We start from the raw sequence: 17765 nt of genomic DNA, 5'->3' as shown, positions 1-17765 counted from the left end.
CCGCCCTGGCGCTATCGCGGGCAAGCCCGCTCCCACAAGGATCTCAGGTGAGCACAAAGGTGTTTACGACCGAGATCGTGTGGGAGCGGGCTTGCCCGCGATGGCGTCAGGACGAACACCGCAGAACATCCATTTGACGCAGTAGGCTTGCACCATGAATTCCCAAAGCATCATCGTCCCGAAAATCTCCACCCTGCCGGTACACGAACCCCGGGCCCGGGCGGTCGTGCGTTGGCTGGTGCGCAAGAACATCATTAAAGAAGAACTGACCACCTGTGGCCGCACCGGCAATCGCATGGCCCACGCCATCGCCGACGGTGCCCGCGCCGTGGTCCTGTACCCTGATGCGCTGCCGTTCGGCGAGTCGATCAATGGCCTGGAAATCATCACCAAGCGCTGCATCTATACACCGGCCAAGGGGTTTCTCGAAGAAGCCGGCTGTGCCGAGTGCCGCAAGGAAATCGGCGAAGCGCTGTTCGAAAGCCTGGAAGAGTGGATGCCGGGGCGCACCGATAACTTCACGTGCCCTGAATGCGGGCATGAAGACGACATCAACGGGTTCCTGTTTTTGCAGGAATGCGGCTTTTCCAACCTGGGTTTCATTTTCAACAACTGGCTCGAGGCCGGGTTCAAGCAGAGCTTCATCGACGAATTTGCCGATTGGCTGGATCAACCTGTGAGCTGGGTCAAGGTCGAACTCTGATCGCGGACGCCTTTGTAGGAGCTGCCGCAGGCTGCGATCTTTTGATCTTGTTTTTGAAAATCAAAGTCAAAAGATCGCAGCCTTCGGCAGCTCCTACAGAGGCGTCGTTTTTCCGTATGTCAGTAATGCCAATAATAGACAGAGTTTTACATTGAACCCGAGGGGGTGTCTGACTATAATGGCGCGCTTCCATTTTCCCGCTCGGGAGCCCCCGCGATGCTGCGTATCAGCCAAGAAGCTCTGACATTCGACGACATTCTCCTAGTGCCCGGTTATTCCGAGGTTCTTCCTAACGAAGTCAGTCTCAAGACCCGCCTTACCCGTGGCATCGAGCTGAATATTCCACTGGTTTCTGCTGCCATGGACACCGTTACTGAAGCCCGTTTGGCAATTGCCATGGCTCAGGAAGGTGGCATCGGCATCATCCACAAGAACATGACCATCGAGCAGCAAGCTGCCGAAGTGCGTAAGGTCAAGCGGTACGAGGCCGGCGTGGTCAAGGACCCGATCACCATCGAGGCTGACGCCACGGTTCGTGAACTGTTCGAACTCACCCGCCTGCACAACATCTCCGGCGTTCCGGTACTGCACGATGGCGACCTGGTCGGCATCGTCACTTCCCGTGACGTGCGTTTCGAAAACCGTCTGGACGTCAGTGTCCGTGAAGTGATGACGCCTAAAGAGCGTCTGGTCACGGTCAAGGAAGGCGCCGACAAGAACGACGTCCGTGAGCTGTTGCACAAGCACCGTATAGAACGCGTGCTGATCGTCGACGACAAATTCGCCCTCAAAGGCATGATGACCGTCAACGACATCGAAAAAGCCAAGGCTTACCCGCTGGCCAGCAAGGACGATCAAGGTCGTCTGCGCGTTGGCGCTGCAGTCGGTACCGGTAAAGACACCGGTGACCGCGTAGCTGCCCTGGTCAATGCCGGTGTTGACGTGGTGGTGGTCGACACTGCTCACGGTCACTCCAAAGGTGTGATCGACCGCGTTCGCTGGGTCAAGCAGAACTTCCCTGAAGTGCAGGTCATCGGCGGCAACATCGCCACCGGCGCTGCCGCCAAGGCCCTGGCCGAAGCGGGCGCTGACGCAGTCAAGGTCGGTATCGGCCCTGGCTCGATCTGCACCACCCGCATCGTCGCCGGTGTCGGCGTCCCGCAAATCAGTGCCATCGCCAACGTCGCCGCTGCCCTTGAAGGCACAGGCGTTCCGTTGATCGCCGACGGCGGCATCCGTTTCTCCGGTGACCTGTCCAAGGCCATCGTTGCCGGTGCTTCCTGCGTGATGATGGGCTCGATGTTCGCCGGTACTGAAGAAGCGCCGGGCGAGATCGAACTGTTCCAGGGCCGTTCGTACAAGGCTTACCGCGGCATGGGTTCTCTGGGTGCAATGTCCCAGGCTCAAGGTTCCTCCGACCGTTACTTCCAGGACTCCTCGGCAGGCGCCGAGAAACTGGTTCCGGAAGGCATCGAAGGGCGTGTTCCGTACAAGGGCACCCTGAGCGCCATCATCCATCAACTGATGGGCGGCCTGCGTTCTTCCATGGGCTACACCGGTAGCGCCGATATCGAAGAAATGCGCACCAAGCCTGAGTTCGTGCGGATCACCGGCGCTGGCATGGCCGAGTCCCACGTTCACGACGTGCAAATCACCAAAGAAGCGCCAAACTACCGCGTAGGTTGAGGCTTCCAGCAATAAGTTAAGTAACCGGGGCTGTTTTCAGCCCCGAGTTGTTTCTGATTTTCTTCACCGAACTGCATAGACGAGACTGACCACATGGCCCTCGACATTCACGCCCACCGCATCCTGATCCTCGACTTCGGTTCCCAGTACACCCAGCTGATTGCCCGCCGCGTGCGTGAAATCGGCGTGTACTGCGAACTGCATCCGTTCGACATGGACGACGAAGCGATTCGCGAATTCGCTCCAAAAGGCGTCATTCTCGCCGGCGGCCCCGAGTCCGTGCACGTAGCGGACAGCCCGCGCTGCCCGCAAGCGGTGTTTGACCTGGGCGTACCGGTCTTCGGTATCTGCTACGGCATGCAGACCATGGCTGAACAGCTGGGTGGCAAGGTCGAAGGTTCCGAGCTGCGTGAGTTCGGTTATGCCCGCGTTGACGTGGTCGGCAAGAGCCGCCTGCTCGATGGCATCGAAGACCACATCGACGCTGACGGCCTGTTCGGCCTCGACGTGTGGATGAGCCACGGTGACAAGGTCACCAAGATGCCGGAAGACTTCCACATCCTGGCCAGCACCCCGAGCTGCCCGATTGCCGGCATGTTCAACGATGCTCGCGGCTACTACGGCGTGCAGTTCCACCCGGAAGTGACCCACACCAAGCAGGGCGGTCGCATCCTCTCGCGCTTCATCCTCGACATCTGCGGCTGCGAAGCCCTGTGGACGCCTTCGAAGATTGCTGAAGACGCCATCGCTCAGGTCCGCGCTCAGGTCGGCACCGACAACGTATTGCTCGGCTTGTCCGGCGGCGTTGACTCCTCGGTGGTTGCCGCGCTGCTGCACAAGGCTATCGGCGACCAGTTGACCTGCGTCTTCGTCGACAACGGCCTGCTGCGCCTGCACGAAGGCGAGCAAGTGATGGCCATGTTCGCCGAGAACATGGGCGTCAAAGTGATTCGCGCCAACGCCGAGGACCAGTTCCTCGACAATCTGGCAGGCGAAAGCGACCCAGAGAAGAAGCGCAAAATCATCGGCCGTACCTTCATCGACGTTTTCGATGCCCAGTCCAACAAACTGGATAACATCAAGTACCTCGCCCAAGGCACCATTTACCCGGACGTGATCGAGTCGGCTGGCGCCAAAAGCGGCAAGGCTCACGTGATCAAGTCGCACCACAACGTGGGTGGCCTGCCGGAAGAAATGAACCTCAAGCTGGTTGAACCCCTGCGCGAGCTGTTCAAGGACGAAGTTCGTCGACTGGGCCTGGAGCTCGGCCTGCCGTACGACATGGTCTACCGTCACCCGTTCCCGGGCCCGGGCCTGGGTGTGCGGATCCTCGGTGAAGTGAAGAAGGAATACGCCGACCTGCTGCGTCGCGCCGACCACATCTTCATCGAAGAGCTGCGCAAGGCCGACTGGTACCACAAGGTCAGCCAGGCATTCGTGGTGTTCCAGCCGGTGAAATCGGTGGGCGTGGTGGGCGATGGCCGTCGTTACGCCTGGGTCGTTGCCCTGCGTGCCGTGGAAACCATCGACTTCATGACCGCGCGTTGGGCTCACCTGCCTTACGAACTGCTGGAAACCGTCAGCGGCCGCATCATCAATGAAATCGAAGGCATCTCCCGCGTTACTTACGACGTGTCGAGCAAGCCGCCAGCGACGATTGAGTGGGAATAATCCCGGCTTTAGCTGATCGTCCGTAACAAATGAAAGGCCCCGTGAACGCGAGTTCACGGGGCCTTTTGCGTTTCAGCGCCGGGCTACATCCGAAAAGTAAAACTTGTCCAGGGTATGTCGCGATTCGGTGTACTCGAACTGCCTGCCATCCTGCAAAAACGTCTGGTTACTAACCACGATCACATGGCTTTGCCCGTCGAGGTCCAGGTGTTGCTGGTCGTCCTTGCTGCGGGGCACCGCTTCGATGGTGCGTTGGGCGTAGGCGATTTGCAGTTGCAGGGTTTGCTCGATGAAGGCGTAGATCGATTGTTCGGCGATATCGCGGGACAGGCCGGGAATCACGTCGCTGACGAAATGGTTGATGTCGAGGATCACCCGTTTGCCGTCGATTCGCCGCACGCGCTTGATCCGCGTGATCAGGCTGCCTTCTTCTGCCTTGATATGTTCGAGCAGCGGGCCTTCAAGGGGGATCTGAGTGAATTCGACCACCTCGGTGCTGACGTCGTTACCCAGTCGCGGGTAGGTTTCCTGGAAGCTGACGATGCCGCCGAGCTGAAATTCGATCGGGTTGGTCGACAGCACGAAGGTGCCTTTACCGTGGACTTTCTGGGCGAAACCGCGCTCCTGCAATTGCTCGATGGCTTTGCGCACGGTGCCGCGGCTGGCCTGATAGCTGTCCATCAGTTCGGTTTCGGAAGGCAGACGTGCGCCGCGTTCCAGACGTTCGGTCGTGATGCTGGCAAGCAGATCGCTGTAGATCTGGTTGTATTTACTCATGGGGATGGCTCTATGCCGCGCTGTGCTCAAGGTTTTGAACCTTAAGGGCAGGGTAGGGGTTTGTCCATGTGGCTTTAGGTTTCTTTGACTTCGGAGGTAGGAAATGTCGCCGCCTGTCGGGTTCATGGTAAACAAAATCAAACTCGTCTGTACGAGTTGTTGCAATAACTCGTACAGACGAGTACTTTTCGCTTCGGCATGCTGCCAATAACAAAAAACTACAGCGGACGAACAAGCATGAGCCATGACTATCCGAACATCGTCACTGAGCTGCTGCACAGCCTCGGTGGCAGCGACAACCTCGAGCAGGCTGCGCATTGCGTCACACGGCTGCGCCTGGCTCTCAAGGACCCGAAACTGGTCGATAGCGCCACGTTGAACCAGATCGATCTGGTCAAGGGTTCGTTCTTTACCGGTGGCCTGTTCCAGGTGGTCATCGGTCCCGGTGAAGTGGAAAAGGTCTACGCCGAGCTGCGCCGGCAAACCGGTCTCACCGCCTCGACCATCGCCGACGTCAAACAGAAAAGCGCCGACAAGATCAACCCGATGCAGCGATTGGTGCGGGTGTTTTCCGACGTGTTCATGCCGATCCTCCCGGCGCTGATCATTGCCGGCCTGTTGATGGGCATCAACAACCTGATCGGCGCCAAGGGCATGTTCATCGAGGGCAAGACCCTGCTGGACGCCTACCCCAAGCTTGACGGGCTCTGGAGCCTGATCAACCTGATGGCCAACACCTCGTTCGTGTTTCTTCCTGCACTGGTGGGCTGGTCGGCGGCCAAGCGCTTTGGCGGCAGCGAAATCCTCGGCATCGTGCTCGGCTTGATGCTGGTGCACCCGGATCTTCTCAACGCCTGGAACTACGGCAAAGCGGTGGCCGGGCTGGAGGGGCAGAGCCTGCCGTACTTCGACATCCTCGGTCTGTTTCAAATCGAGAAGGTCGGTTATCAGGGTCAAATCCTGCCGATCCTGATGGCGGCCTATGTGATGAGCGTCATCGAAAAGTGGCTGCGGGCGAGGGTGCCTAACGCGGTGCAATTGCTGGTGGTACCGATCACCACGATCGTCGTCACCGGTGTGCTGGCGCTGGCGGTGATTGGTCCGGTGACCCGCCATCTGGGGATTCTCATCACCGAAGGCGTGGTCACTCTGTTCGACCTGGCGCCCATGGTCGGCGGCGCGATTTTCGGCCTGCTCTACGCACCGCTGGTGATCACCGGCATGCACCACATGTTTCTTGCGGTCGACCTGCAACTGATCTCCACCCAGGGCGGCACTTTCATCTGGCCGATGATCGTCATGTCCAACCTTGCGCAGGGCAGCGCGGCACTGGCGGTGTTCTACATGACCCGTAGTGTGCGGGACAAAAGCATGGCCTCGACCTCGGCGATTTCTGCCTACTTCGGCATCACCGAACCGGCCATGTTCGGGGTCAATCTACGCTACAAATTTCCGTTCTATGCGGCCCTGATCGGCTCAGCGCTGGGCTGCATCTTCCTGTCGCTGAACAAGGTCCAGGCTTCGGCGATCGGTGTCGGCGGCTTGCCCGGTTTCATCTCGATCATTCCTCAATTCATTCCGATGTTCGTGGTCGGGATGGTGATTGCCATGGTCGTGCCGTTTGTTCTGACCTGCGGGTTGAGCATGAGGATTGTTCGGCCTGGGTATCGTGTTGCCTGACAGATCCTGTGGCGAGGGGGCTTGCCCCGTTGGGTCGCGCAGCGGCCCTGAAATCTGCAACGTCATTGCTTCAGGCACACCGCATTTGCAGGTTCTACGACTGCTGCGCAGCCGAACGGGGGCAAGCCCCCTCGCCACAAAAGAAATAGCCAGTACAAAACTTATCGAAGGAATCCCGCCATGCAAGACTGGCAACGTTCGGTGATCTACCAGATCTACCCGAAGAGTTTTCACAGCCACGCCGGCAACCCCACGGGGGATTTGCTCGGCGTCGTGGCCAAGCTCGATTACCTGCACTGGCTGGGTGTCGATTGTCTGTGGATCACGCCGTTCCTGCGTTCACCCCAGCGCGACAACGGTTACGACATCAGCGATTACTACGCCATTGATCCAAGCTACGGGACCATGGCTGACTGCGAGTTGCTGATCGCCGAAGCCGGTAAGCGCGAGATCAAGTTGATGCTCGACATCGTGGTCAATCACACCTCGATCGAGCACACCTGGTTCCAGCAGGCCCGCAGCAGCCTCGATAACCCTTACCGCGATTTCTACATCTGGCGCGATCAGCCGAACAACTGGGAATCCAAGTTCGGCGGTTCGGCCTGGGAATACGAGGCCCAGACCGGTCAGTATTACCTGCACTTGTTCGACCACACGCAGGCCGACCTGAACTGGGACAACCCCCAGGTGCGTGCCGAAGTCTTCAAGATGATGCGTTTCTGGCGCGATAAAGGTGTGGGCGGTTTCCGTCTGGACGTGATCAACCTGATTTCCAAACCGGCGGACTTCCCTGAGGACAACAGCGACGGTCGGCGCTTCTACACCGACGGCCCGAACGTCCACGACTACTTGCAGCAAATGCACCGCGAAGTGTTCGAAGGCCATGACCTGATCAACGTCGGCGAGATGTCATCCACCAGCCTGGAACACTGCATTCGCTACTCGCGACCAGAGTCGAAAGAGCTGTCGATGACCTTCAACTTTCATCACCTGAAGGTGGATTACCCGAACCTGCAAAAGTGGGTTCGCGCCGATTTCGACTTCCTCGCACTCAAGCGCATCCTGTCCGATTGGCAAACCGGGATGCAGGCCGGCGGCGGATGGAACGCGTTGTTCTGGTGTAACCACGACCAGCCGCGTGTGGTCTCGCGTTTTGGTCACGACGGCGAGCATCGGGTGGTGTCGGCGAAGATGCTCGGCACGGCGCTGCATTTCCTGCAGGGCACGCCGTTCGTGTACCAGGGTGAAGAGCTGGGCATGACCAATCCGGGGTTCGATCACATCGATCAGTACCGCGATGTCGAAACCCTGAACATCTTCCGGCTCAAGCGCGAAGCCGGTAGCAGCGACGTCGACAACATGGCGGCGATCATGCAGAAGTCCCGGGACAACGGTCGCACGCCGATGCACTGGAACGCCGAGCCGAACGCCGGTTTCAGCGCTGCCGAACCATGGATCGGGGTGCCGGCCAACGCGGCCCAGATCAACGTCGCGTATCAACTCGACGATCCGGATTCCGTGCTGCATCACTACCGTCAGCTGATTGCCCTACGCCGCAGTGAAGCGCTGATGTCCGACGGCGTGTATCGGCAGTTATTGCCTGAGCACACGAGAATCTGGGCGTACGTGCGTGAAGGCGATGGTGAGCGTTTGCTGGTGTTGAACAACTTCTATGGCTCGCCGTGCGAAGTCGAACTACCGCCTGACGTGATCAATGAAGCGATGGCTCAACGTCTGCTGATCAGCAACTACCCGGACTGTCCGGATCGGAGCCGACAGGTCTTTTTACGACCTTATGAGTCGTTCGTTCTGCACCTGAGCGACCACTAACGCTTAACCAATAAATACACCGTTTTAAAAACACGCAGAACGCTGCGCGGGGGAGTTTTGCGCGCCGATTTTGCTGCATCACACAATAAAAATAATGAGGTGGTTCTTGAAAACAACAATAAATCGCAGCCTTGTAGCGGCGGGTGTGTGCCTGGCGTTACCACTGTCGGCCCAGGCGCTGGAATTCGCCGGTTACTTGCGCAGCGGCGTCGGCACCTCGGTTAACAGCGGTAAACAGCAGTGTTTCCAGCTGCCGGGAGCGCAGACCAAATACCGCTTGGGTAACGAATGCGAGCAATACGCCGAACTTGAATTGCGCCAGGATCTGTACACCCTGGACGATGGTTCGGTGCTCAGTGTCGACGGCATGGCATCGCTGTATAACCAGTACGACAAAGACCTGACATTTAATGGCGACAACGGCTCGGTGCGCCTGCCGCAGCTTTACGCGCAGTGGTCGAACATGCCCAGCCTCAACGGCGGTTCGCTGTGGGCCGGTCGGCGTTACTACAAACGGAACGATATCCACATTTCCGACTTCTACTACTGGAACCAGAGCGCCACCGGTGGCGGTATCGAAGATGTGCTGATCGGTGATCTGAAGTACAGCTACGCCTTCTCGCGCAAGGACAACCTGTACCAGAAGGACTACATCAACCGTCACGATTTCAACGTCGCCGGCTTCAATACCAACCCTGGCGGTGAGCTGGAATTCGGCCTGAGCTACATCGACAAACCCGACAGCCGCGACGCGCATCGCGGTTGGGCGATCACCACCCAGCATGTGCAGAAGGGTTTTCTGGGCGGCAAGAACAAACTGGCCTTTCAGTATGGCGAAGGTCCGGGCACCGGGTTGGGCTATACCGGTAACGTGAAGCTGGACGACAACAGCAAAAGCTACCGGGTGGTGGAGTTCTTTGACTGGCAAGTGACGCCGCGTTTCGGCGGGCAAGTCGAAGCGGTCTACCAGAAAGACATTCGTCCGGACGGCGCCGACCAGAACTGGATTTCCCTTGGGATTCGCCCTGCCTATGCGATCACCGAGCAGTTCAAACTGGTGACTGAACTGGGGCACGATCAGGTCGACGCCACGGGTGGGACGCGCAAGCTGAACAAGTTCACCTTCGCCCCGACTTGGTCACCCAAGGGCGCGGAATTCTGGGCGCGTCCCGAGGTGCGTCTGTATTACACCTATGCCAGTTGGAACGAGGCGGCCAAACGGGCGGCCAATGAATTGGCGGCGGGTTCGGCGTTGTCCGACACCGGCGCCTTCGGCACGGCGCGACACGGTTCGAACGTCGGATTGCAGGTCGAGTATTGGTGGAAATAAACGCCGCATAACCCGGTAGGAGCTGCCAAAGGCTGCGATCTTTTGATCTACCGCTTGAGATTCAAGTGAGCCCAAGAGAAAAGATCGCAGCCTTCGGCAGCTCCTACCGGGTACCGCGAGATCGCAAGCGTCTTTTATAAAGAACAAAACAGCAGGTGACGTCATGGCCACACCCCAACAATTGCAACTGCTGGCACCCTTGTCCGGCGTGCTGATGCCGCTGGACCAAGTGCCCGATCAGGTGTTTTCCAGTCGCGTGATCGGCGACGGTCTGTGCATCGATCCGACTTCGCAAACCTTGTGCGCACCGCTGGCCGGGGTGATCAGCAATGTGCAGGTCAGTGGGCATGCCGTCAGCATCACCGACGACAATGGCGTGCAGGTGCTGATGCACATCGGCCTCGATACCGTGAACCTGGCCGGAAAGGGTTTCACCCGGTTGGTGGAGGAGGGTCAGCGAGTGGTGGTGGGGCAGGCGCTGATCGAGTTCGATGCCGATTACATTGCCTTGAACGCCCGCAGTTTGTTGACCTTGATGCTGGTGGTCAGCGGCGAGCCGTTCACTTGGTTGACGCCCGCAACGGGTGTGGTGGAAAGCGGTCAGCCGCTGCTGAGTTTGAATCCATCCGAAGTGGCGGCCGATGAGGACATTGCGCAGAAGGGGGAGGCGCTGTTCTCCAAACCGGTGACGCTGCCCAATGCCAACGGCTTGCACGCTCGCCCTGCGGCAGTGTTTGCCCAGGCGGCGAAAGGTTTTTTGGCGAGCATTTGCCTGCATAAACAGCAGGACAGCGCGAACGCCAAATCCCTGGTGGCGATCATGGCCTTGCAGTCCGCCCATGGTGACGTCCTGCAGGTCAGCGCGGCGGGCGTGGATGCCGAAATGGCGATCAATACGCTGGCCGAGTTGCTGGCCGCCGGTTGCGGGGAAGCCGTGACGGTGATGGCAGAGGTCGAGACAGTTGCTGCTGAGGCCTCATCGCTGAAGGTGCTGCGCGGCGTCTGTGCATCGCCGGGGTCGGCGTTTGGCCAGGTGGTGCAAATTGCCGAGCAGACTCTCGAGGTGAGTGAGTTCGGTGTGAGTCCTCAAGTTGAGCGCGAACACCTGTCCCGGGCGTTGGCTGAGGCGGCTCTGGCCTTGCAGCAGTTGCGAGACAAGGCCACGGGTGACGCCCAGGCAGACATCTTCAAGGCTCATCAGGAACTGCTCGAAGACCCTGGCCTGCTGGATCAGGCCCTGGCACTGATCGACGCCGGCAAAAGCGCCGCTTTCGCCTGGCGAGCGGCCACCGAGTCGACGGCAGTCTTGTTCAAAAGCCTGGGCAATGCCTTGCTGGCGGAACGGGCGGCGGATTTGGCCGACGTCGGTCAACGGGTACTCAAGCTGATTCTCGGCGTTGAGGATCGTGCGATGGAGTTGCCCGACGGGGCGATTCTGATTGCCGAGCAACTGACGCCCTCCCAAACGGCTGGCCTGGACACGCGCAAGGTGCTGGGGTTCGCCACGGTCGGCGGTGGCGCCACCAGCCACGTGGCAATTCTGGCGCGGGCCTCCGGTTTGCCGGCGATCTGCGGCTTGCCGGTTCAGGTGCTGGCACTGATCAATGGCACCCGGGTTTTGCTCGATGCCGACAAGGGCGAGTTGCAGCTGGATCCCGAGCTGGCCACCATTGAGCAGTTGCAAGCCAATCGTCAGCAACAAAAGAAACGCCAGCAATACGAGCTGGAAAATGCAGGGTTTGCTGCCTGTACCCGCGATGGGCATCACTTTGAAATCACCGCCAATATCGCGTCGCTGGCCGAAGCCGAACAGGCCATGGCGCTGGGCGGCGAGGGCGTTGGTTTGTTGCGTTCGGAGTTTCTTTATCTGGATCGCAATCACGCGCCGAGCCATGACGAGCAGGCCTCCACCTACAGCGCCATCGCCCGCGCTCTGGGGCCGGCGCGCAATCTGGTGGTGCGAACCCTGGATGTCGGCGGTGACAAACCCTTGGCGTATGTGCCGATGGAGCGCGAAACCAACCCGTTCCTGGGCATGCGCGGAATTCGCTTATGCCTGGAGCGTCCGCAGCTGTTGCGCGATCAGTTCAAGGCGATTCTGAGCAGCGCCGGGCTAGCGCGCCTGCACATCATGCTGCCGATGGTCACGCAGCTGTCGGAGTTGCGGCTGGCCCGTCAGCTGCTTGAAGAAGAGGCGCTGGCATTAGGGCTTACCGAACTGCCGAAGCTGGGGATCATGATCGAAGTGCCGGCGGCGGCGCTGATGGCTGATCTGTTTGCGCCCGAGGTGGATTTCTTCTCCATCGGCACCAACGACCTGACCCAATACACCCTGGCCATGGATCGCGATCATCCCCGGCTGGCCAGTCAAGCCGACAGCTTTCATCCATCGGTACTGCGGCTGATCGCCAACACTGTGAAAGCCGCTCATGCCCATGGCAAATGGGTCGGCGTGTGCGGCGCCATGGCTTCGGAAAAACTGGCGGTGCCGCTGTTGTTGGGGCTTGGCGTGGATGAACTGTCGGTGAGCGTGCCGTTGATTCCGGCGATCAAAGCGACGGTTCGTGAAATGGATCTGCTGGACTGCCAAGCCATCGCCCAGCAGGTGCTGGGGCTGGATAGTGCCGAGCAGGTGCGCGATGCACTGCGGCTGCACCACGAGGCGACGGTCGATACTTCATTGATTCTGGAGAACTGAGCATGTTCGAGAAAATGCAGCGAGCGTTCTGGAAAGCGTTGACGCCGGATTTGGTGGTGGATGAGCCGAAACTGGAGGCTCAGCCTGTTTTCGGTTTGGCCGCGAATGTCGTGGCCGCGCTTGGCGGAGTGGATAACCTCAAGTCGCAACAACCGGTGGCGCTGACCCGGGTGCGGGTGGAATTGCGGGATATGACGCGAATGGATCGACAGGCGTTGACGGTGGCAGGGGTGCCGGGAGTGATGATGCTGGAGGATGGGGTTGTTCATCTGATCACCGGTCTTCAGCCATAACCGGACCTTTGTGGTGAGGGGGCGCTTGCCGCCCCCTTAGGAGCTGCCGAAGGCTGCGATCTTTTGATCTTGCCCTTGTGGCGAGGGAGCTTGCTCCCGCTGGGCTGCGCAGCAGCCCCAAGAAACCTGAGACCACCACAAAACCCTGTGGTGAGGGGGCTTGTCGGAACGCCGCATCGCCCCGTTCGACTGCGCAGCAGTCGCCAAACCAAACACCGCGGTATGCCTGGCAAAACCAGGCTGCTGACTTTAGGGCCGCTCCGCAGCCCAGCGGGAGCAAGCTCCCTCGCCACAAAAAAACGCTCGACGTTAGTCCGAAGGCCGAGCCCGCAACCGCCGCCCAATCACATCCAGCACATCACACCCATCCCGTAACGGAATGGGAATGATGGGACGCCCGGCACTGACTAGAATGCAGCGCTAGAGTCGGAGGAGCGCAGGAAGGGGTTTAGCCAATGCCAGTCAGTTATGCTGACTGGCATTTTTTTGGGTGGAAAGCTCCGAAGTAAGAGCTGTCGTTTTCAAGCGGTAAAGGCTGGCGTAGGTATTAGAGAAACTGCGATCGAATCAAATCCGTATCGAACGGCGTTGTCCCTTGATCAGGCGCAAACACCGCCTGTGCTTGCTGGGGCGAAGCCACTCGTTCCCCCCGTGCGCGTACATGTAAATCGAACAGAGTCTCCAAATCAGGCCGTGGTGTATGCACCAAAGCCCGCAGCATCAACGATATCCCACTGAGGTTGTTCCCGACGTTGTTCCATCGTGGAGATGAAGTGAGCCCCAGATCGGCCCAGATCATACGTCGTTCCTGCAAGTCCATTACGAATGGCAGGCAGATAACTGTGTCGGATGCGATATCGATGCGGTCGAACACGGATCGCGGCTCGAACACTTCACCCGACGCCGTGTCGGTGCGGGCCATCCAGCCAGCGAAGCATTCTGGAAGATCGCAGTACGGTTGCTCGGTGAATGAGTTGATAGACGTGACGATATAGCGGATACCCCTTTCGACGAGGACATCAAGGTCGAGGTCGATGAACTCCGAAGCCCCGTTGGGCGCGTCGACGATGTCGCCGCTGTGGTAGCCGCCGAAATCCTTCAGGTTGTAGTACGCGACCGTTTGTGTGAACACGAAGTTGGCGTCGAAAAAAGCGGCCGACAGGTCAATGTCAGTGCGTTCACGACCGTTTTTCCACCATAGGAACAGGCGAATAAAACGTGTGTCAGGTATAGGCAACCGACTGCCCCGCACCAGCGTACGTAGCGATTTCGATGAGGCACGCTGCGCCAGCGGCACCCTGTATTCGCGTAATTCTGGATCGATGAAACAGCGGCCTAGTGGCGGCAGCGACGCAAAACGCTTTACGAGAGCGTCTTCGCAGATTCGGGCTGCACGAGCCAACACGTCGGGTGTGAGCGGTTCGCGTCGATCCTTGATGCCATAGATTTTGGCGAATGAACCTTTCGGTGTGAAGGCCCGCAGGGGCAGGGGGCGCGGAGCGCGTACTTGGGCCAGCAACTGCAGCAGGACAGGTGACGACACTTGTGTCGCAACAGCCTCGAACGCGTCGAGAACCGACTCTGGTTCCGTCGTGCACCGCAGGGTCGCGTCCAGCCGTCGTGCGAACTCACCAGGACGGCTCTGTAGTATGGGCGTAAGCGTTGCGAAGTGACGCTGGGCGAGCAATGTTTCGACACGTGATCCAAATGAAGCTGGCGCTTCGTTGCGACGCGCTGCCGTGATGGCGGCGAGCGCTCGTGGGTACTTGTCGGCGTAGTCGCCCGGATGCAGTACTTCAGCCAGGCGCTTCCAGCGCTCAACATGTCGCATCACGTCTTCTGTAGCGTTGGGTATGTGGTCGAGCAGGCGCAACAGCAGACGGCGCATGGAGCGCTTCATCGCTGTGAAACGTGTCGAAGCTGTCGCCAGCGACACGTCTCCTCCATTCAGCGCAACCGTGAGTCGTAGCACGTCAGTCGCCGTTTCGACGTTTCGCTCCAGGAATGCGTCCACCCCTGCATCGCTGGCGACATGCAGGATAAGTGCGCCGCCAAGCTGTGCACGGATCTCCCGGAACGGGACGACCTCAGGCAGCAGACGGAATACATCGCTTTTGTACTCTCGGACAAACCAGACGACATCGGCAGTTTCCTCTTCGGAGAGCGAGGTGCGCGATGAAACCAGCGGTTCGAGCAGTGACTCGAACTCATTGATGCTTCCCGGTTCGATAACCCAGGATATGAAGTTGCCTTCGAGCAGCGAAGGTCGAGAGTCTTCATTCGGTGATAAACGCCAAAGTGTGAGGTAATGCATGACGGCGTTAAGGTACAACTCCGCCTCTGAGGCCGTCAGAACCTGCTCTGGAAAGTCAGGATAAAACGGCCGGTGGTGCACATGAGCGCCAGTCTTCCGCCGAAGGACTCCGACAATGTCGCGCAACCACAGCTTGAGCTCTGTCGCTGACAACATGCCGATTTGCTCAATCAGAGGCTCTGATAGCACGCATCGGAACGCCGCGACTTCCCGGACAGCCGACGCGACCTGAGCGCGCGAGGCACCGCCAGTGCCCATCGGGACGTGAACTTTGCTACGGCGACGCAGGAACAGCTCCTGATTCATGCTTGATTTTCTCCCTTGGCCGCCGTCGTGAACGAGCTGCAGCATCGTGTCTACAGCCGATATAAAAACGCCTGCAAGAAGCAGGCGCGGTGTGGAGAGCGGAACCCCTAGGTCATAGGAGGTTTAGAAGGAAGGTGTTCCATAGCCACGAAGGCATTCTACGGAAGGTTTTCCCTGTTTGTCAGGTTGCTGCGCATCCCAACGGTAACAAGCTGCTTCACCGGAAGAATAGGGGGCTGATGAACGACAAGTCGCTGGTCCACCGACCAGACGAGTGGCGGCATGATTGGCCAAGTGTGCCCTGCGGTCGGCGAAGTGCCTGCGTTGTTTATTGTCGCGGCGGTATTGGCGTTTTTTACGCCGTGCGGTGAAAGCGCGCACTGACTGCTCGACCTGTCCTCTTTTTCGAACACACGGTGGACAACCCCCACACGTTTTTTCATTCAGGATTTCTTACTGTTTCTCAACCGCAGGTGTATCGTATTCGCCTTTTGCAGGCCCCGTGCCTGTGGCTGATACGTGAGGTAGTTGAGTTCATGTCCTTTACCCGTCGACAAATACTCGGTGGCCTGGCCGGTCTTGTGGTGGTTGGCGTGGGGGCCGGTGGCGCGTCGCGTTACTGGCTGGGCAAAATGGCCGACGCTGACGCCGGCCACGACTATGAGTTGATCGCCGCACCGCTGGACGTCGAACTGGTGGCCGGGCACAAGACGCCTGCCTGGGCGTTCGGCCCGTCGGCGCCGGGTACTGAGTTGCGCGTGCGTCAGGGTGAATGGCTGCGGGTGCGCTTCATCAATCACCTGCCGGTAGCGACCACCATTCACTGGCACGGCATCCGCCTGCCGCTGGAAATGGATGGCGTGCCATACGTCTCGCAATTGCCGGTGCTGCCGGGCGAGTACTTTGACTATAAATTCCGCGTGCCTGACGCCGGCAGCTACTGGTATCACCCGCACGTGAACAGCAGCGAAGAGCTCGGTCGCGGGCTTGTCGGCCCGCTGATTATCGAAGAGCGCGAGCCCACCGGTTTCAAATACGAAAAGACCTTGAGCCTCAAGAGCTGGCACGTCGATGAAGAGGGCGCTTTCGTAGCGTTCAGCATTCCTCGCGAAGCGGCCCGTGGCGGCACGGCGGGGGGCTTGTCGACCATCAACGGCGTCTCACAAGCGGTGATCGACTTGCCTGCCGGGCAGATCACTCGTGTACGCCTGCTCAACCTCGACAACACGCTGACGTACCGCCTGAACATTCCTGGCGTCGAAGCGCAGATCTATGCGTTGGACGGCAATCCGATTGAACCGCGCCCACTGGGCAAGGAATACTGGCTGGGCCCGGGTATGCGCATTTGCTTGGCGATCAAGGCACCGCCGACCGGCGAAGAGTTATCCCTGCGCAATGGCCCGGTACGCCTGGGCACCTTCCGCTCAGTGGCGAACACTGATGCGCCGACCGAGTGGCCGCCGGCGCTGCCCGCCAACCCGGTGGCCGAGCCGGACCTGGCCAATGCCCAGAAACTCAACTTCAATTTTGAATGGGTAGGCTCGGTGTCGGTCAATGTCGAAAACGGCAAGCAGCCAAGTCTGTGGCAGATCAACGGCAAGGCCTGGGACATCACCGACAAGACCTGCGCCGACCGACCGATTGCCAAGCTCGAAAAGGGCAAAAGCTATATTTTCGAATTGAAGAACATGACTCAGTATCAACACCCGATCCACCTGCATGGCATGAGCTTCAAGGTCATTGCCTCGAACCGGCACAAGGTCATCCCGTACTTCACCGACACGTACCTGTTGGGCAAGAACGAGCGTGCGCAAGTGGCGCTGGTGGCGGATAACCCTGGGGTCTGGATGTTCCACTGCCATGTGATCGACCACATGGAAACCGGCCTGATGGCCGCCATCGAGGTGGCGTGATGCGTCAGATTCGCCCCGCAGCGATTATCGACCGTAGCCGTGATCGCGACTTCATGCGCGAAGCCCTGGCCCTTGCCGCTCAAGGCGCGGCGCTGGGTGAAGTGCCGGTGGGCGCGGTGCTGGTGCAGGACGGTGAAATCATCGGGCGCGGTTTCAACTGCCCGATCAGCGGCAACGACCCCAGCGCCCACGCCGAGATGGTCGCGATCCGCGCCGCGGCCCAGGCCGCCAGCAACTATCGCCTGCCGGGCAGTACGCTCTATGTGACGCTTGAGCCGTGCAGCATGTGCGCCGGGCTGATCGTGCACTCGCGGATCGCGCGGGTGGTGTATGGCGCGCTGGAGCCCAAGGCCGGGATTGTGCAGAGCCAGGGGCAGTTCTTCACCCAGGGCTTTTTGAATCACCGGGTGTTGTATGAGGGCGGGGTGTTGGCGGAGGAGTGTGGCGCGGTGTTGAGCGAGTTCTTTAAGGCCCGCAGAGCAAAACCTTCAGAGTAAACACCGATACCTGTGGGAGCGGGCTTGCCCGCGATGGCGTCGGCACATCAAACATTGATGTTGACTG

Annotated in this window: 12 protein-coding genes; 10 read left to right on the top strand and 2 right to left on the bottom strand. The window is 59.3% G+C overall.

The window, feature by feature from the left end; translation table 11 throughout:
- Positions 1–154: 154 nt before the first annotated feature.
- The 3 genes from AB3226_RS08930 to guaA all read left to right on the top strand — a co-directional run bounded on the left by AB3226_RS08930 (position 155) and on the right by guaA (position 4060).
- Entirely contained in the window at positions 155–703 is a 549-nt protein-coding gene (locus AB3226_RS08930) for a sugar ABC transporter ATPase (RefSeq protein WP_367372820.1), read from the top strand.
- Positions 704–919: 216 nt separating this feature from the next.
- Positions 920–2389, top strand: a complete 1470-nt coding sequence (gene guaB, locus AB3226_RS08925; protein ID WP_367372819.1) for an IMP dehydrogenase — start codon at positions 920–922, stop codon at positions 2387–2389.
- A 93-nt stretch (positions 2390–2482) separates the two neighbouring features.
- Positions 2483–4060: a glutamine-hydrolyzing GMP synthase gene (gene guaA, locus AB3226_RS08920; RefSeq protein ID WP_007903619.1), complete on the top strand. Its 1578-nt coding sequence runs from the start codon at positions 2483–2485 to the stop codon at positions 4058–4060.
- Positions 4061–4132: 72 nt separating this feature from the next.
- Here the strand turns inward: guaA and treR are convergent, their stop codons facing one another.
- Positions 4133–4837 carry a trehalose operon repressor gene (gene treR, locus AB3226_RS08915; RefSeq protein WP_192345555.1) on the bottom strand — a complete coding sequence of 235 codons (705 nt, stop codon included), beginning with the start codon at positions 4835–4837 and terminating at the stop codon, positions 4133–4135.
- A 237-nt stretch (positions 4838–5074) separates the two neighbouring features.
- On the opposite strand from treR, the gene treP reads away from it, so the two are divergent.
- The 5 genes from treP (at position 5075) to AB3226_RS08890 (ending at position 12668) form a co-directional block, all read left to right on the top strand.
- Positions 5075–6517, top strand: coding sequence for a PTS system trehalose-specific EIIBC component (gene treP, locus AB3226_RS08910; RefSeq protein ID WP_367372818.1), 1443 nt, complete (start codon positions 5075–5077; stop codon positions 6515–6517).
- 180 nt (positions 6518–6697) lie between these two features.
- Positions 6698–8347: an alpha,alpha-phosphotrehalase gene (gene treC, locus AB3226_RS08905; RefSeq protein ID WP_367372817.1), complete on the top strand. Its 1650-nt coding sequence runs from the start codon at positions 6698–6700 to the stop codon at positions 8345–8347.
- Between the two features lie 106 nt (positions 8348–8453).
- Positions 8454–9677, top strand: coding sequence for a maltoporin (locus AB3226_RS08900; protein WP_367372816.1), 1224 nt, complete (start codon positions 8454–8456; stop codon positions 9675–9677).
- 163 nt (positions 9678–9840) lie between these two features.
- The gene (gene ptsP, locus AB3226_RS08895) at positions 9841–12375 is read left to right on the top strand and encodes a phosphoenolpyruvate--protein phosphotransferase (protein ID WP_367372815.1); all 2535 of its coding nucleotides are present in this window, start codon (positions 9841–9843) and stop codon (positions 12373–12375) included.
- Between the two features lie 2 nt (positions 12376–12377).
- Positions 12378–12668, top strand: coding sequence for a PTS transporter subunit EIIB (locus tag AB3226_RS08890; protein WP_217854382.1), 291 nt, complete (start codon positions 12378–12380; stop codon positions 12666–12668).
- A 547-nt stretch (positions 12669–13215) separates the two neighbouring features.
- Here AB3226_RS08890 and AB3226_RS08885 read toward each other — a convergent pair.
- Complete coding sequence (locus AB3226_RS08885) at positions 13216–15288, bottom strand: TerD family protein (RefSeq protein ID WP_367372814.1); 2073 nt, start codon at positions 15286–15288, stop codon at positions 13216–13218.
- 536 nt (positions 15289–15824) lie between these two features.
- Here AB3226_RS08885 and AB3226_RS08880 point away from each other — a divergent pair.
- Together AB3226_RS08880 and tadA are read left to right on the top strand one after the other, a co-directional pair.
- Positions 15825–17201 (top strand): multicopper oxidase family protein, encoded by a 1377-nt coding sequence (locus AB3226_RS08880; protein ID WP_367372813.1) that lies wholly within the window; start codon positions 15825–15827, stop codon positions 17199–17201.
- Positions 17201–17698 (top strand): tRNA adenosine(34) deaminase TadA, encoded by a 498-nt coding sequence (tadA, locus tag AB3226_RS08875; protein WP_095631346.1) that lies wholly within the window; start codon positions 17201–17203, stop codon positions 17696–17698. Before AB3226_RS08880 ends, tadA begins: the two co-directional genes overlap by 1 nt.
- Positions 17699–17765 lie beyond the last annotated feature (67 nt).

The sequence above is a fragment of the Pseudomonas lini genome, assembly GCF_964063345.1.
GTDB classification, from domain to species: domain Bacteria; phylum Pseudomonadota; class Gammaproteobacteria; order Pseudomonadales; family Pseudomonadaceae; genus Aquipseudomonas; species Aquipseudomonas lini_B.
This window is presented reverse-complemented; position numbering and strand designations above follow the sequence as displayed.

Bases quoted from the DNA above. Each gene is read 5' to 3' on its own strand.
- AB3226_RS08930 (WP_367372820.1), top strand. From the start codon at position 155: ATGAATTCCCAAAGCATCATCGTCCCGAAAATCTCCACCCTGCCGGTA.
- guaB (WP_367372819.1), top strand. From the start codon at position 920: ATGCTGCGTATCAGCCAAGAAGCTCTGACATTCGACGACATTCTCCTA.
- guaA (WP_007903619.1), top strand. From the start codon at position 2,483: ATGGCCCTCGACATTCACGCCCACCGCATCCTGATCCTCGACTTCGGT.
- treR (WP_192345555.1), bottom strand. From the start codon at position 4,837: ATGAGTAAATACAACCAGATCTACAGCGATCTGCTTGCCAGCATCACG.
- treP (WP_367372818.1), top strand. From the start codon at position 5,075: ATGAGCCATGACTATCCGAACATCGTCACTGAGCTGCTGCACAGCCTC.
- treC (WP_367372817.1), top strand. From the start codon at position 6,698: ATGCAAGACTGGCAACGTTCGGTGATCTACCAGATCTACCCGAAGAGT.
- ptsP (WP_367372815.1), top strand. From the start codon at position 9,841: ATGGCCACACCCCAACAATTGCAACTGCTGGCACCCTTGTCCGGCGTG.
- AB3226_RS08890 (WP_217854382.1), top strand. From the start codon at position 12,378: ATGTTCGAGAAAATGCAGCGAGCGTTCTGGAAAGCGTTGACGCCGGAT.
- AB3226_RS08885 (WP_367372814.1), bottom strand. From the start codon at position 15,288: ATGAATCAGGAGCTGTTCCTGCGTCGCCGTAGCAAAGTTCACGTCCCG.
- AB3226_RS08880 (WP_367372813.1), top strand. From the start codon at position 15,825: ATGTCCTTTACCCGTCGACAAATACTCGGTGGCCTGGCCGGTCTTGTG.
- tadA (WP_095631346.1), top strand. From the start codon at position 17,201: ATGCGTCAGATTCGCCCCGCAGCGATTATCGACCGTAGCCGTGATCGC.